The organism is Arthrobacter sp. Soil_C_49 (assembly GCF_057656635.1).
Map to the genome: position 1 here is coordinate 644,018 of NZ_JBDGJZ010000001.1, position 15,209 is coordinate 659,226.

Consider the following 15,209-nt stretch of genomic DNA (forward strand, 5'->3'; position numbering starts at 1 on the left):
AGGGTGTTGTTGCGGTGGGGCACTTACTGGCCGATCGAGTCCAGGGACGCCGGAATGTTGTCCAGGTAACCCTTGATGTTCCGAGCGGTTTCCGCCACGGAGTCGCCGCCGAACTTTTCGGTGACAGCTTCGGCCAGGACGAGCGCCACCATGGCTTCAGCAACAACACCGGCGGCCGGAACGGCACAGACGTCGGAGCGCTGGTGGTGGGCCTTGGCGGGTTCGCCGGTGCTGACGTCGATGGTCTTCAGGGCGCGGGGCACGGTGGCGATGGGCTTCATGGCGGCGCGGACGCGAAGCACGTCACCGATGCTCATGCCGCCCTCGATGCCGCCGGCGCGGTTGCTGGTACGGGTGATCCGGCCGTCGGCGTCCTTGACGATTTCGTCGTGGGCGGCGGAGCCGCGGCGTGCGGCGGTGAGGAAGCCGTCGCCCACTTCCACGCCCTTGATCGCCTGGATGCCCATCAGGGCAGCGGCGAGCCTGCCATCAAGCCGGCGGTCCCAGTGGACGTAGCTGCCCAGTCCGGGCGGAAGTCCGTAGGCGAGGACTTCAACAACGCCGCCCAGGGTTTCGCCTTCCTTGTGGGCGGCGTCCACCTCCGCCACCATGGCGTCGGAGGTTTCGCGGTCGAAGCAGCGCAGCGGGTCTGCATCCAGTGCCAGCACATCCGCGGGGAGCGGCAGCGGGCGGCCCTCCGGGACGGTGACAGTGGCAATGGAGACGGTGTGGCTGACGAGTTCAATGCCGAGGTGCTTGAGGAACTGGGCCGCGACAGTTCCCAGAGCCACGCGGGTGGCGGTTTCGCGGGCGCTGGCGCGTTCCAGGACGGGGCGGGCCTCGTCGAAGCCGTATTTCTGCATCCCGGTGAAGTCGGCGTGGCCGGGGCGGGGACGCGTCAGGGGCGCGTTGCGGGCCTGGTCCGCGAGCAGCTCGGGATCGACGGGGTCCGACGCCATGATCTGTTCCCATTTGGGCCATTCGGTGTTGCCCACCTGGATGGCGACGGGACCGCCCTGGGTGATTCCGTGCCGCACGCCGCCCAGGATGGTCACGGCGTCCTGTTCGAACTTCATCCGTGCGCCGCGTCCGTAGCCCAGGCGCCGTCGGGCCAGTGAATCGGCGATGTGACCGCTGGTGATTTCCACACCGGCGGGGACGCCTTCAATAATTCCCATCAGAGCCGGACCATGGGATTCACCGGCAGTCAACCAACGCAACATATTTTCCATCCTGCCACGTATGGCGGTCACAACGCCCGTCGGGGTAGGCCGACTGCGTCACACATCACATCTATGACAGATGCGTTAACTTCCTCATTGAGCCGGCTGAACAGGCGCACCTGTTCCACGGCCTGGTACAGCAACATCTCAAGGCCGGGCACCACGGCGCCGCCGCCCCCCTGCCACACGGACGCGATCAGGCTGGGCCAGGGATCGTAGGCCACATCCAGCAAAACACCGGGCGTGGGCGTTTTGAGGGCGGCGATTCCGGCGGCCAGTCCGTCAGCCGCGCGCGGCGGCAGGGTCGATATTACGACGTCGGCAGCGGCCGTGGGTGCCGCGGCCTCTGCCATGGGCAGCACCTCCAGGGCGAGGCCAAGGCTGTCCGCGGCGCCGCGGACGTCAGCGGTGCGCGACGGGTCCCGTACGAAGATGCGCGCCGAATCGGCCCCGAGTTCCTTCAGGGCCGCCACCGCCGCGGCCGCCGTTCCACCTCCGCCGAGGACAACAGGGGCCGAGGGCGTCCGGGCACCTGCGTGCCGGACCGCGTTGACGATTCCGGCCACGTCCGTGTTGGAGCCAATGGTCCGGAAGCCGCTTCCGTGCTCCTCAAAGGACACCGTATTCACCACGCCCAGGGTCCGGGCCACGCCGCGGACCTCATCCACTTCGCCCACCATCGCCGCTTTCAGGGGCATGGTGACGGACAGGCCGCGCCAGCCCGGCTGGTCGCGGACCTGGCGCATCAGCGAGGGCAACAGTTCCTCGGTGACGTCGATGGCCGTGTAGCTGATGCCGATGCCCAGCCTGCTGTACGCCGCATGGTGCAGCGCCGGCGATTTGGAGTGGCTGATCGGGTGGCCCAGGACGGCTGCCCGGAGGCTCATGTGCAGCGGCCGGCGTTGGCCTGGCACCATGCGTTGTACTGCTCCACGTAGCCATTGTGCTCCGCGAGCGTCTTGGAGAACTTGGTTTCCTTGGTGTCCAGGTTGACCGTCACCCAGTACAGGTAGTCGTTGGTCTTCGGCTTGGCGGCAGCATCGATTGCGGTCTTTCCGGGAGAACCGATGGGCCCCGGCGGGAGGCCGGCGTTCGCGTAGGTGTTGTACGGATTCGACTTGTCCTGGCGCTGTTCATCCGTGAAGTTGTAGCTCTTGGTGCCCAGCCCGTAGGTGACGGCAGAGTCCACCTGCAGGAACCCGCCGGTCTGGTCATTGGGCTTGAGCCGGTTGTAGATGGCGCCGGCCACATCGCCATATTCTGCCTGGCCGCCCTCGGCCTGGACGATGCTGGCAACGATAACGGCTTCGTACTGCTTGGCCGGATCGGTGATCCCCTGGGAGACAAGCTCGTCGAGGGTGGTTTTCACCAGAGATTGAAGGATGTCCTTCGCGGAGGTGCCCAGCGGGTAGCGGTGCTCCCCCGGCGCCAGGAAGCCTTCCAGGTTCTTGGCGCTGGCGGGCAGGCCGAACTGTGCCGGCTGGTCGCTGAGGGCCTTCAGGTCCTGGATGGAGATTCCGGATCCTTCGGATATGGCCTGCAGGGACTCGCCGATGCGGAGCCCGGCACTGAGGGCAAAGTAGATGACCTTGGTTTTGTCCTGGCCGAGCAGCACGTTCACGGCGTCGCTGTTCTTCATCTCCGTCTTGAACGTGTAGTCGCCCGGAGCCAGGATGCCCCCGGATGCGGTGAAAGCAGCCAGGAAGGTGTCGGCGTTCGCCACCACGCGCTGGTCCTCCAGGGTGCTGGCCACCGACCGCGTACCTTCGCCGTTCTCGACCGTCACCACAACCTCACCCGATCCCGGGCCAGGGAAGTCGCTGGGCTTGTCATTGCCCAGCAGGGGTTTGAGGAACTGCGCGCCGACGGCCACGGCAGTGACAAAAACTGCGAGTGTGAGGAACAGTGCCAGCAACCGCCGGCGGCGGCGTACTTTCTTGGACGGCTTGGCCACTACGGCCGCGGGACCGGGCAGGAACTCGTGGTGCCCGTCGTCGTGGTGCCCTGCCTCATAGTGCCCATCGTCGTAGTGCCCCTGCTCGTAGTGGCCTTCGGGATGCAAAACTTCGTCATGGTGGACGCCGTCCTGATAGCCGTGCCCGTCCGTATAGTGGAGGCTGCCGTCATGCTGCCCGTCCGCTGCGTGCTGGTGGCCGGCCAGGGCGGGCTCATAGGGAACGTGCACGTCGTCCTGGTGGACGACGTGGTGGATCTCCGTCGCGGGGGCATCCGACTCGTGGGTGGCGTCCTGGTGGACGACGGGCTGCCGAACAGGGTGCGACTCGGCGGCGGCCTCTTGGTGCGGCTGATCCTGGTGGACATCCTGGTGGACATCCTGGATGGACGGCGGGGTCGCGGGAGCAGCCGGAACGGGCTGCTCTTCAGCGACCGGGACCGGGGCAGGCGCTGCAGCGGCATCCGGCTCCGCAGGGGCCGGCACCGCGGGGGGATCCGCAGGCACGGGAGGCACGTCGTGCCCTGTTTCGTACGCCTGCTCGGGCACGGTGCCCTGGAGCCCGGTGTTCAGGGTCTTCTCGCGTGCCCGGAGTTCCTTGCGGGTCAGCGGCCTCGCTGCCCCGGCGTCCAAGGGACCGGAAGCGTCGTCAATGTTGGCAGGACTCACTGTTGCCTTCCATTATCTGAAGATCGGTCCGTGGCCTCCGGGGCGGTGCGGACAGACTCATCCGCCTCGTTGACCCCCAGGTCCACGGAAGGGGAGGGCGCGGTGACGCGTCGGCCTACATCCGCTCCCCTGGCTTTTTGCATGTCGAGGGCGTGCTGAAGGATGCCTGCCGCCGCGACCTGATCAACTACTTTACGGTGGTTCCGGCTGCTCATGCCAGCTTCGTGCAGGTTCCGGTGCGCCGTCACGCTGCTCAGCCGCTCATCCACCAGGTTGACCGGGACGGCCATTGACCGTGCTGCCAGCTCTGCTGCGAGCAGCACCGCGTACTCGGCGGCCATCCTCGCAGAGGCGTGCTCTTCACCTTTCATGGTGCGCGGCAAGCCGACGATGACCTGCACTGCATCGAGTTCCTGCACCAGATTCGCGATGACCCTGATATCGGAGTTTTTCTTCGGGTTCCGGTCCAGGGTCTTGTACGGCGTGGCCAGGATCGAGTCCCGATCGCAGATGGCCACACCCACCCGGACGGTGCCGACGTCGATCCCCAGTTTGACGCCCTGGGGACTTTCGCCGGCCGCTGTTGGATTGGTCATGGGTGCTTTATCGCCGCGCGATGGCGTCCACAACGGCCGCCAGGGCGGGGGCCACCTTGGCAGCGTCCGTTCCGCCGCCCTGGGCGACGTCGTCCTTGCCGCCGCCGCCGCCGCCGAGGATGCCCGCGGCAACCCGGACCAGCGCGCCTGCCTTGACCCCGGCCTCCCGCGCGGCCTCATTGGTGGCCACCAGGATCATGGGACGGTCATTGGCAACACCGGCCACAGCCACGGTTGCAGCAGCCGAGCCCAGGCGGCTCCGGAGGTCCAGTGCGAGTCCGCGGAGGTCGTCCGCGCCGCTGACCTGGCCGGCATCGTGGGCAATCACGCTGACGCCCGAGGCATCCTTGGCGCTGTTCACCAGCTGCGCGGCTGAAGCAGCGAGCTGTTCCTTGCGGAGGCGGTCCAGCTCCTTCTCCGTGGCCTTGAGCTTGGCGAGGGTGGCGGCGATCCTGTCGGCCAGCTGGCCGGACGGGACCTTGAGCATGTCCGTCAGTTCCGTCACCAGGGCGCGTTCGGCGGCAAGGTGGCGGAAGGCGTCCATGCCCACGAAGGCCTCCACGCGGCGGTTTCCCGATCCGACGGACTGTTCGCCCAGCAGCGAAAGGCTGCCGATCAGCGAGGTGTTGGACACGTGCGTTCCGCCGCAGAGCTCGCGGGACCACGCGCCGTCGATCTCCACAACCCGCACTTCGCTGCCGTAGTTCTCACCGAAAAGGGCCATGGCGCCCAGGGCCTTGGCTTCTGCCAGGCCCATGACCTTGGTTTCGACGGCATAGTTGTTCCGGATGGCAAGGTTGGATACTTCTTCGATTTCCGAACGGGTGGCGGTGCTCAGCCCTTCACCCCAGGCGAAGTCGAAGCGCAGGTAGCCTGCCTTGTTGAAGGACCCGCGCTGGGTGGCTTCCGGCCCAAGGATCTGGTGCAGCGCAGCGTGAACGATGTGTGTGCCTGTGTGTGCCTGCTCGGCGGCGTGGCGGCGTTCGCGGTCCACGGCGGCGCGGACCAGGGAGTCGGCGCCGATCTCGCCTTCGCGAACGATCGCCTTGTGCACGCTCAGGCCCTTGAGCGGGCGCTGGACATCGAGGACCTCGACGACGAACCCGTCGCCGGTGATGAGGCCGGTATCGGCCGCCTGGCCGCCGGCTTCCGCATAGAACGGGGTTTCAGCGAGCACCAGCTCGATCTCGTCGCCGGTGGAGGCCTGCTGTACCGGCCGGCCTCCGGTGAGGATGCCGCGGACGCGGGACTCGCCGTCGAGCTCGGTGTATCCGGTGAAGACGGTCTCGCCCTGGCCGAGCAGTTCCTGGAACACGCTGAGGTCGGCATGGCCGCCCTTCTTGCCCTTGGCGTCGGCCTGGGCGCGCTGGCGCTGCTCCTGCATGAGGCTGCGGAAGGCGGCTTCGTCCACCTTGAGGCCCGCTTCCTCAGCCATTTCGAGCGTGAGGTCGAACGGGAACCCGTAGGTGTCGTGCAGGGTGAAAGCGTCGGCGCCGGACAGCGGCTTGTTGGCGGCCTTGGATTCCCTGACGGCGTCCTCAAGGCGCGCGGTGCCGGAGGCGATGGTGCGCAGGAAGGCCTTCTCTTCGGCGTAGGCAATCCGGCTGATCCGGGCGAAGTCGGTGTCCACCACGGGGTAGACGCCCTTCATGGCGTCACGGGAGGCGGGCAGCAGTTCCGGCAGGCAGGCCTGCTCGACGCCGAGGAGCCGCATAGAGCGCACGGCCCGGCGGATGAGGCGGCGCAGGACGTAGCCGCGGCCTTCGTTGGAGGGGGTCACGCCGTCGGAAATGAGCATCAGGGCCGAGCGGATGTGGTCGGCCACCACACGCATGCGGACGTCGTCCGTGTGGTGGGGATCGTCCGGGGTCTCGGCAGAGGTGTATTCCCTCCCGGAAAGTTCAGCGGCTTTGTCGATGACGGGACGGACCTGGTCGGTCTCGTACATGTTCTCGACGCCCTGCAGGATCATGGCCAGGCGTTCCATGCCCAGGCCCGTGTCGATGTTGCGCTTGGGCAATTCGCCCACCACATCGAAGTCCTCCTTGGAACGGACGTTTTCGATCTGGTACTGCATAAACACGAGGTTCCAGATCTCAATGTAGCGGGTCTCATCCGCCAGCGGACCGCCCTCAACACCGTAGGCGGGGCCGCGGTCATAGTAGATCTCGGAGCAGGGGCCGGCCGGGCCGGGCTGGCCCGTGTGCCAGTAGTTGTCCGACTTGCCCATCTTCTGGATGCGCTCGGCCGGGACGCCGGTGTTCTTCAGCCACAGGTCCTTGGCCTCGTCGTCCTCTTCGTAGACCGTCACCCACAGCAGTTCGGGCGCAAGGCCGTAGCCGCCGTCGTCGACGCTCTTGGTGAGCAGTTCCCAGGCGAACTTGATGGCGTCTTCCTTGAAGTAGTCGCCGAAGGAGAAGTTGCCGCACATCTGGAAGAAGGTGCCGTGCCGGGCAGTCTTGCCCACTTCCTCGATGTCGCCGGTGCGGATGCATTTCTGCACGCTGGTGGCGCGGGAGTACGGCGGCACCTCGCGGGCCGTGAGGTAGGGAATGAACGGAACCATGCCGGCAACCGTGAACAGCAGCGAGGGGTCGCTGGAGACCAGCGATGCGGAGGGAACCGCCGTGTGGCCCTTGCTGACAAAAAAGTCCACCCAGCGCTTTGTGATCTCCTGCGACTTCATGAGCTGTTTACTTACCCTTCTTGGTCCACGCGGCTGCGCGGAAGTTCGTTCATGTGGCAGTTCCGTTGGGACGGTTGCTGCCGGTTGGTTCTAATTGTGCTGCGGCCGGGCCGCTTGGGGTGGACGCCGGGGTCAGCGGCGGACCAGTTCGTCGGAGTCCACTCCAAGGGCGGCGCGGAGGTCGGTTTCCCGTTCGCGCATGCCGTCGCGGATGGCGTCGGCAAAATCGTAGATTCCATCCGTGAGCCGGCCCACTGCCCGGTTCAGGCCCTGCGGTCCGAGGGTGGACTGCATGCTGGCCTGCGCCTCAGTCACTTTGCGGAACGCGATGACACCGATGGCCACGCCGATTCCCATCCAGACAAGTCGTTTCATTTTCAGGTCTCCGAAAGGTCAGCGGCTGCGGCGGCCGGCAGCGGGTTTCTTGCGGTTGGCCAGGGCGGTGCGGACGCCGTAGCTGAACGCTGCCACCTTGATGAGCGGCGAACCAACGGTAGCGGCAACCAGCGAGGACAAGGCGGACAGGTTGGCCGAGGCGTCCGAGACGTTGGACGAGATGCCGTCCACCTTCTTCAGCTGCTGGTTGGTGGTGGACACGGTAGCGGTGACCTCGTCCATCAGGGGCGTGGCGCCGTCGCTCAGTGACCTGATGGACGTGCGCACCTCGTCCAGGACCTTGCCCAGCTTCAGGATGGGCACTGCCAGCAGCAGCACCAGGAGCGCGAACACTCCGGCAGCGATCAGGCCGGCAATATCGCCACCAGACATAGACGTTTCATCTCCTCGGAATTCTGTGGTTCATGCCATCCGCGGATGCTTCGCAAAGCGCGCTTCCGCAGATGTCCCCCAAGTACCTTACATACAAAGAAGCCCGCGGCGCTTGCCACGGGCTTCTTTGTATACGCTGCTGGGATTTAGCGTGCGTAGAATTCGACGACGAGCTGCTCTTCGCAGGTCACCGGAATCTCGGAGCGCTTGGGGCGGCGGACCAGGCGTGCCTGGAGGGCCTCCAGCTTGACGTCCAGGTAACCGGGAACGGCGGGCAGGACATCGCGGTGGGCGCCTGCTGCTGCAACCTGGAGCGGAACCATGGTTTCGCTGCGGCTGTGGACGTGGACCAGCTGGCCCTCGCCGACGCGGAACGACGGACGGTCAACGCGGACGCCGTCAACCATGATGTGGCGGTGCACAACCAGCTGGCGGGCCTGGGCGATGGTGCGGGCGAAGCCGGCACGCAGGACCAGGGCGTCAAGACGCATTTCGAGCAGTTCGATGAGGTTTTCACCGGTCAGGCCCTTGGTGCGGCGGGCCTCTTCGAAGGCACGGGTCATCTGTGCTTCGCGGATGCCGTACTGGGCGCGCAGGCGCTGCTTTTCGCGCAGACGTACGGCGTAGTCGGAGTCCTGCTTCTTGCGGGCACGGCCATGCTCACCGGGGCCGTACGGGCGGCGCTCCATGTACTTGGCGGCCTTGGGGGTCAGAGCGATGCCGAGGGACCGCGAGAGGCGGGCCTGACGGCGAGCACGAGTGTTGTTAGCCACTTGTGTCCTTCCAATATCTGCGGTGTGTCAGTGTTACTGGCCTCCACGATGGAGAGCATCGGCCAACCGCTGCCTTTTGCTACTGGGCGCAGGCATAACCTTCTCAACGTAAAATTGGGGAGATTGTGCGTCCGCGCCTTGCCAGACAAACATCTATCCTACCATGGCGGCTACTTGCCCCGGACAATCTTCCGCAGCCGCTCCAGCCGCACCGCGATGTCGCGTTCGGCGCCGTTGGCGGTGGGCTTGTAGTAGTCCTTCCCCACCAGGTCGTCCGGCGGGTACTGCTGGGCGGCCACCCCGTGCGGAGCGTCGTGGGCGTACTTGTACCCGACGCCGTGGCCCAGCTGCTTGGAGCCCGGGTAGTGTGCATCCCTCAAGTGCGCCGGAATGCCGATCCCCAGGCCCGCCCGGACGTCGGCAGTTGCCTTGTTGATGCCCATGTACGCGGCGTTGGATTTCGGCGCCGTCGCCAGGTGGACCACGGCCTCGGCGAGGATGATCCGCCCCTCCGGCATCCCGATCAGCTGTACCGCCTGCGCGGCCGCCACCGCAGTCTGCAGCGCGGTGGGATCAGCCATCCCCACGTCCTCGGCGGCCGAGATCATGATCCTGCGGGCCACGAAGCGCGGGTCCTCCCCCGCTTCCAGCATCCGGGCAAGGTAGTGGAGCGCCGCGTCCACGTCGGACCCGCGGATGGACTTGATGAAGGCACTGATGACGTCGTAGTGCTGGTCACCGGCGCGGTCGTAGCGTACGGCGGCGACGTCCAGGGCGCGTTCGGTGTGCTTCAGGTCGACGGCGACGGGCCCGTCTTCGGCATCGTCGGCGTCCCCGAACGCAACGCCGGCTGCCGCCTCCAGTGCGGTCAGGGCACGGCGCGCATCACCGCCCGAAAGCCTGACCAGGTGGTCGAGTGCTTCTGCGGTGAGGTCCACTTTCCCGTTCAGGCCGCGGGGATCAGCGACGGCGCGCTGCAGCAGTCCTTCAATATCCGTGTCCGTCAGGGGCCGGAGCGTCAGCAACAGTGAGCGCGACAGCAGCGGTGAGACCACAGAGAACGAAGGGTTTTCCGTGGTGGCGGCAACCAGCACCACCCACCGGTTTTCCACCCCAGGCAACAGGGCATCCTGCTGGGCCTTGTTGAAGCGGTGGATCTCGTCCAGGAACAGGACGGTGGTGGTCTTGTACAGGTCGCGGGCGGTGAGCGCCTCGTCCATGACGCGCCGGACGTCCTTGACGCCGGCGGTGATGGCGGAGAGTTCCACGAACTTCCTGCCGGGTCCGCGCGCAATGACGTGCGCGAGGGTGGTTTTGCCGGTTCCCGGCGGGCCCCAAAGGATCAGCGAGGTGGGTCCGGCGGGGCCGGACGTGTCCGCTCCGGCGCCGGCCGCCAGTTGGCGCAAGGGTGAGCCCTGGCCGAGGAGGTGCTGCTGCCCCACCACCTCGTCCAGGGTGCGGGGACGCATGCGGACGGCGAGCGGACCGCGCGGGGAGGCGCTGCCTCCTCCCCCGGCTGTCCGGCCGGCGGCCGGCGCACCGTCGTCGCCGTCGTCGTCATTACCGGGCCCTTGCCCGAAGAGATCATCCACATAGATAGGCTACTTCCAGTCGTTCGGCTTTCCCGCCGAAGCCGCCGACCAGCGAAGGACGCCCCATGCCCGCACGCACTTCCGCCGGAGGACAGCGCACGCCGTCCGTCCGGACCGCGTTTGTCCCGGGCGGCCGCCTGGCCGGCTGGGCGGAAAGGTTCGGGGCTGCCCATGGCGGGTTCCAGCTGAAGGATGACGACGACGGGCTGCACCTTCTGGCGTCCGACGGCGCCGAAGCGCTCCTCCAGGCGCCGTGGCCGGCGGACGGCCGCCCGGGACGTGGTGCGGACGCCCTGGAGCGGCTGGCGTCGCTCGCCTCCCAGCCGCGCCGTTGTGGACTGTTGCTGGTGCGCCGGGGCGGATATGGCGTGGCGGTGGTGAGTGAGGGAACACCGCTGGCTTCCAAGGTGGGTTCGACTTATGTGCAGTCGCGGACCGCCGCCGGCGGCCAGTCGCAGCAGAGGTTCGCGCGGCGCCGGTCAAACCAGGCCGACGCGCTGGTTGATGCCGTTGCGGAACAGGCGCTGCGGGTGTTTGCCGGCGAGCCCTTCGAATACGTGGTTCCCGGCGGCGACAGGGCCCTGGCAGGCATCGTCCTCCAGCACCCGTCCCTGAAGGACTATGCCGGACTACCACGGCTGGCCTACCTTGACGTCCCGGATCCCAAAACAGCGGTGCTGCGGAAAGCTGCCGCCGACGCGTGCGCGGTGCGGGTCCAGGTCACCGACCCTCCCGCATAGGCAGGACCAGGAGCCGGGGACGGGTCAGCAGCCCGTCAGTGCCCGGCGCGGCCGCTGCTGGCGGTAGAGGTAACGCCCCGACTCCCTAAAGCCTGCCTGGCCGTACAACTGCTGCGCACCCTGGTTCGCGGCTGTCACCAGCAACCAAAAGTGGTCCAGCCCGCGCGCATTACCCCCGGACAGGAGCGCCTGCAGCACCATCGAAGCGTACCCGCGCCGGCGGTGCGCCGGGGACGTGGCCATGCAGTACACGCCGCCGGTTCCCTCCACCATGGCGAGGCGTCCGACGGCGGCAGGCCGGCCGTCGTCGTCCCTCACAAGGGCGTACAGTGACGGGCAGCCGGTGAGGATGGCACGCGCCGTCTCCAGCTCTGCTGTGCCGCCCCGGCCGTCCACGCTCCACCACAGGGCCAGCCATTCGTCGTCGGGCCGGTCGCTGATCTCCACCGGAGCACCAGCGGCCAGTGAACGCAGGGGTTCTGCGCCGGCGGTCCTGGCCATGATGAGCGTCTCCGACTGCCGCGTGAAGCCCTGTCCGTCGAGGACGGCATTGAGCTCTGCATTGGCCGGCGTGTCCGTAACCTGGAAAATCAGGGGAAGGCGCCGTTCCCGGTACCACTGCACCGCCCCGCGCAGCGCGTCCACGGGCGCTTTGGCGGTGTTCCGCGGCCAGACGGAGTTGGCCCGCTGGGTCACCCCTTCCGCGGCCCGGAAGACCCACTCCCCCGTGTCGAACCGCTCCGGGGCTGGCCACGCGGCATCCAGCAGGGGCTCATAGGCGCACGCCTGCTGACCCAAAAGATTGGGCTGCATGGTTCCTCTCCTCTGCGGTTAAGCCCGAAGGCCCTCCCTTGCGGGAGAGCCTCCGGGTCAAACGGGTTGAAGCTTTTACTTGCCGTCGGCCGGCTTGGCCTCCGGCTTGAAGTCAACGCCGGCTTCCTTGCGCTGCTGCGGCGTGATCGGGGCCGGGGCAGCCGTCAGCGGGTCGTAGCCGTTGCCGGTCTTGGGGAAGGCAATGACGTCGCGGATCGAGTCCACGCCGGATAGGAGCGCCACCACGCGGTCCCAGCCGAAGGCGATGCCGCCGTGCGGGGGTGCGCCGTACTTGAAGCCCTCAAGCAGGAAGCCGAACTTTTCCTGGGCGTCCTCGTGCGAAAGGCCCATCACTTCGAACACCCGTTCCTGGATGTCGCTCTGGTGGATACGGATGGAACCGCCGCCGATTTCGTTGCCGTTGCAGACGATGTCGTAGGCGTAGGCCAGCGCTGACTCCGGGTCCGTGTCGAAGCTGTCCATGAACTCGGGCTTGGGTGAGGTGAAGGCGTGGTGGACGGCGGTCCACTGACCGGCGCCGACGGCCACATCGCCCGAGGCAACGGCTGCTGCTGCCGGCTCGAACATCGGCGCGTCGACAACCCAGCAGAAGGCCCAGTCGTTGGGGTTGATCAGGCCGGTGCGGTGGCCGATCTCCACGCGTGCCGCACCCAGCAAGGCGCGGGCGGATGACTTCTCGCCTGCGGCGAAGAAAATGCAGTCACCGGGCTTGGCGCCTACGGCATCCGCCAGTCCGGCGCGCTCGGTGTCCGTCAGGTTTTTGGCGACGGGTCCCGCCAGCTCGCCGTCTTCTTTGAAGAGAACGTAGGCCAGGCCCTTGTGGCCGCGCTGCTTGGCGAATTCCTGCCAGCCGTCCAGGGTGCGGCGCGGCTGCGAAGCACCGCCGGGCATCACCACAGCGCCCACGTAGGGCGCCTTGAAGACACCGAAGTTGGTGTCCTTGAAGAATTCTGTCAGTTCGGTAAGCTCCACGCCGAAGCGGAGGTCCGGCTTGTCCGAACCGAAGCGCGCCATGGCGTCGTGGTAGGTGATCCGCTGGATGGGGGTCGGAATTTCGACGTCGATGAGCTTCCACAGTGCCTTGACGATGTTCTCGCCCAGGGAAATGATGTCGTCCTGCTCCACAAAGCTGGCTTCGATGTCGAGCTGGGTGAACTCGGGCTGCCGGTCGGCACGGAAGTCCTCATCGCGGTAGCAGCGCGCAATCTGGTAGTACTTTTCGAAGCCGCCCACCTGCAGGAGCTGTTTGAACAGCTGCGGCGACTGCGGCAGCGCGTACCACGAACCCGGTGCCAGGCGTGCGGGGACCACGAAGTCGCGGGCGCCTTCGGGCGTGGACCGGGTCAGCGTAGGCGTTTCCACCTCAACGAAGCCGTCCCGGTGCAGCAGTTCACGGGCAACCCGGTTGGCTTCGGAGCGCAGCCGCAGGTTGCGGGCGGGGCCGGGGCGGCGAAGGTCCAGGTAACGGTGCTTCAGGCGTGCTTCCTCGCCCACTTCAACGTGCTCGTCGATCTGGAACGGGAGCGGATCGGAGGTGTTGAGGATAACCACCTTCTCGGCCATCACCTCGATCTCGCCGGTGGCCAGGGCAGGGTTCTCGTTGCCCTCGGGCCGCTTGGACACCGTGCCGATGATCTGCAGGACATACTCGTTGCGCAGGCCGTGGAACACTTCTTCCTCGCGGACTACAACCTGGGCCACGCCGGAAGCATCGCGCAGGTCAACGAAGGCCACACCACCATGATCACGACGGCGGCCCACCCAGCCAGCGAGGGTTACGGTCTGTCCAATGTGCTCGGAACGAAGGGATCCGAGGTCATGTGTGCGCAGCACAGCACGCCTTTCTGCGGGAAACAGTGGGAAGTTAAATAGGATCGATCCGGGAACGATCCCGTTCGAGTTTACCCGCTACCCAGGGACTACCGCCGCATGAGCGAACACCAGCAGCTGCAACGCAGGCTTGGCACCTTCGACGCCACCACCATCGGCCTCGGCTCCATGCTGGGCGCCGGCGTCTTCGTGGTCTTCGCACCCGCCGCCGCGCTGGCCGGAAACCTGCTGCTGGTTTCGGTGATCATCGCGGGGGCGGTGGCGTATTGCAATGCGGTGGCGTCTGCGGCGCTGGCCGCAAAATATCCCACCAGCGGCGGCACCTATGTTTACGGCCGGGAACAGCTCGGTGAGTGGCCGGGATTCCTCGCGGGCTGGGGTTTTGTCACCGGGAAGACCGCATCCTGCGCGGCGATGGCGCTGACCTTCGGCAGCTATGTGGCAGGAAGCTACGCTGTGCCGGTGGCCGTGGCGGCGGTTGTGGCGCTCACCGTGGTGAACCTGCTGGGAATCACCCGGACTGCCCTGTTGACCCGGATACTGCTGTGCGTGGTGCTGGCCACCCTGGTGTTTGTTGCGGCAGCCGCGCTGGTGGGGCCGCACCCGTCCCCTGACGGCACGGCTGCCCCTGGCAGCTCCGGCGGAGTGCTGCCTGCCGCCGGCCTGCTGTTTTTCGCCTTCGCCGGGTACGCGAGGATCGCCACCCTGGGTGAGGAAGTGAAGGACCCTGCCCGCTCAATCCCCCGGGCCATCCTTGGCGCCCTGGCTTCGGCCTTCGCCATCTACCTGGCCCTGGCGCTGCTGCTCCTGAACCACCTGCCCGGTGGGCAGCTTGCGGCGACGAGGACGCCGCTGTTGGAGGCCGTGCTGCAGTCGCAGTTTGCGGCGGGCGCGCCGGCGGTGCAGGCTGGCGCGGCGGCCGCGTGCCTGGGTGCTCTTCTCGCCCTCATCACGGGCGTGGGCCGTACCACGCTGGCCATGGCCCGGGAGCGGGACCTTCCCCGCCCGTTGGCCAGGATCGGCGGCAAGCACACGGTGCCGTATGTTGCAGAGCTGACAGTCGCCGCCGTCGTGATCCTGCTCCTGCTGACCACGGACGTTATGACAGTGGTGGGCTTTTCCAGTTTCGGCGTGCTGCTGTATTACGCGGTGGCGAATGCCTCTGCGTTCACGCTGAACGTCCACCCCGGGTACGCGCCACAGTGGTTGAACGCCGTCGGCTTCCTGGGCTGCCTTTTCCTGGCCTTCACCCTGCCTGCAGCCTCCGTGCTGACCATGACGGCGGTTCTTGCCTTAGGTGTGGCGGGCCGCTGGCTGGTGCTGCGCTTCCGCCGTTAGCGCACCGCCCGCATAGCGTCCGACGGCGGCCTTGCCGCTTGTAGCGGAACGGCCGCCGTCCTCAAGCCCTGAGGCTGATGTCCCCGGCTATTCCATAGGGCCGGTGGGTTCGTGCCGTTAGCGGGGCCCCTTGGAAGACTTTGGTTATGGAAGCGATTCAAGGGTTGGCAGGGGCAGTCGCGGTGGAAAACCGTGCTGTTCCTTCT

At 66.9% G+C, this 15,209-nt stretch carries 13 protein-coding genes; 2 read left to right on the top strand and 11 right to left on the bottom strand.

Features of this window, described 5'->3' with window-relative positions:
- Window positions 1–23: 23 nt before the first annotated feature.
- The 9 genes from aroC to AC3A4Z_RS03030 form a co-directional block, all read right to left on the bottom strand.
- Window positions 24–1,223, bottom strand: coding sequence for a chorismate synthase (gene aroC / locus AC3A4Z_RS02990; RefSeq protein ID WP_498709939.1), 1,200 nt, complete (start codon window positions 1,221–1,223; stop codon window positions 24–26).
- A 26-nt stretch (window positions 1,224–1,249) separates the two neighbouring features.
- Window positions 1,250–2,110, bottom strand: coding sequence for a shikimate dehydrogenase (locus tag AC3A4Z_RS02995; protein ID WP_498710071.1), 861 nt, complete (start codon window positions 2,108–2,110; stop codon window positions 1,250–1,252).
- Window positions 2,107–3,846 (bottom strand): endolytic transglycosylase MltG, encoded by a 1,740-nt coding sequence (gene mltG / locus AC3A4Z_RS03000; RefSeq protein WP_498709940.1) that lies wholly within the window; start codon window positions 3,844–3,846, stop codon window positions 2,107–2,109. The genes AC3A4Z_RS02995 and mltG overlap by 4 nt, the downstream gene beginning before the upstream one ends.
- Complete coding sequence (gene ruvX, locus AC3A4Z_RS03005; RefSeq protein ID WP_498709942.1) at window positions 3,843–4,442, bottom strand: Holliday junction resolvase RuvX; 600 nt, start codon at window positions 4,440–4,442, stop codon at window positions 3,843–3,845. The genes mltG and ruvX overlap by 4 nt, the downstream gene beginning before the upstream one ends.
- 7 nt (window positions 4,443–4,449) lie before the next feature.
- Window positions 4,450–7,128 (bottom strand): alanine--tRNA ligase, encoded by a 2,679-nt coding sequence (gene alaS, locus AC3A4Z_RS03010; RefSeq protein ID WP_498709943.1) that lies wholly within the window; start codon window positions 7,126–7,128, stop codon window positions 4,450–4,452.
- A 132-nt stretch (window positions 7,129–7,260) separates the two neighbouring features.
- Window positions 7,261–7,503 (bottom strand): hypothetical protein, encoded by a 243-nt coding sequence (locus tag AC3A4Z_RS03015; protein ID WP_498709945.1) that lies wholly within the window; start codon window positions 7,501–7,503, stop codon window positions 7,261–7,263.
- Window positions 7,504–7,521: 18 nt separating this feature from the next.
- Window positions 7,522–7,896, bottom strand: coding sequence for a DUF948 domain-containing protein (locus AC3A4Z_RS03020; protein ID WP_050054932.1), 375 nt, complete (start codon window positions 7,894–7,896; stop codon window positions 7,522–7,524).
- Window positions 7,897–8,042: 146 nt separating this feature from the next.
- Window positions 8,043–8,669: a 30S ribosomal protein S4 gene (gene rpsD / locus AC3A4Z_RS03025; RefSeq protein WP_050054931.1), complete on the bottom strand. Its 627-nt coding sequence runs from the start codon at window positions 8,667–8,669 to the stop codon at window positions 8,043–8,045.
- A gap of 170 nt (window positions 8,670–8,839) precedes the next feature.
- Window positions 8,840–10,261, bottom strand: coding sequence for a replication-associated recombination protein A (locus AC3A4Z_RS03030; RefSeq protein ID WP_498709948.1), 1,422 nt, complete (start codon window positions 10,259–10,261; stop codon window positions 8,840–8,842).
- 65 nt (window positions 10,262–10,326) lie between these two features.
- On the opposite strand from AC3A4Z_RS03030, the gene AC3A4Z_RS03035 reads away from it, so the two are divergent.
- A complete protein-coding gene (locus AC3A4Z_RS03035) occupies window positions 10,327–11,001 on the top strand; it encodes an acVLRF1 family peptidyl-tRNA hydrolase (RefSeq protein ID WP_498709950.1) in 675 nt (224 codons plus the stop codon).
- Between the two features lie 24 nt (window positions 11,002–11,025).
- Here the strand turns inward: AC3A4Z_RS03035 and AC3A4Z_RS03040 are convergent, their stop codons facing one another.
- A complete protein-coding gene (locus tag AC3A4Z_RS03040) occupies window positions 11,026–11,814 on the bottom strand; it encodes a GNAT family N-acetyltransferase (protein WP_498709951.1) in 789 nt (262 codons plus the stop codon).
- Between the two features lie 75 nt (window positions 11,815–11,889).
- Window positions 11,890–13,668 carry an aspartate--tRNA ligase gene (aspS, locus tag AC3A4Z_RS03045; protein WP_498709952.1) on the bottom strand — a complete coding sequence of 593 codons (1,779 nt, stop codon included), beginning with the start codon at window positions 13,666–13,668 and terminating at the stop codon, window positions 11,890–11,892.
- Between the two features lie 96 nt (window positions 13,669–13,764).
- Here aspS and AC3A4Z_RS03050 point away from each other — a divergent pair, with 96 nt between their 5' ends.
- Window positions 13,765–15,003: an APC family permease gene (locus tag AC3A4Z_RS03050; RefSeq protein ID WP_498709954.1), complete on the top strand. Its 1,239-nt coding sequence runs from the start codon at window positions 13,765–13,767 to the stop codon at window positions 15,001–15,003.
- The last annotated feature ends 206 nt before the right edge of the window (window positions 15,004–15,209 follow it).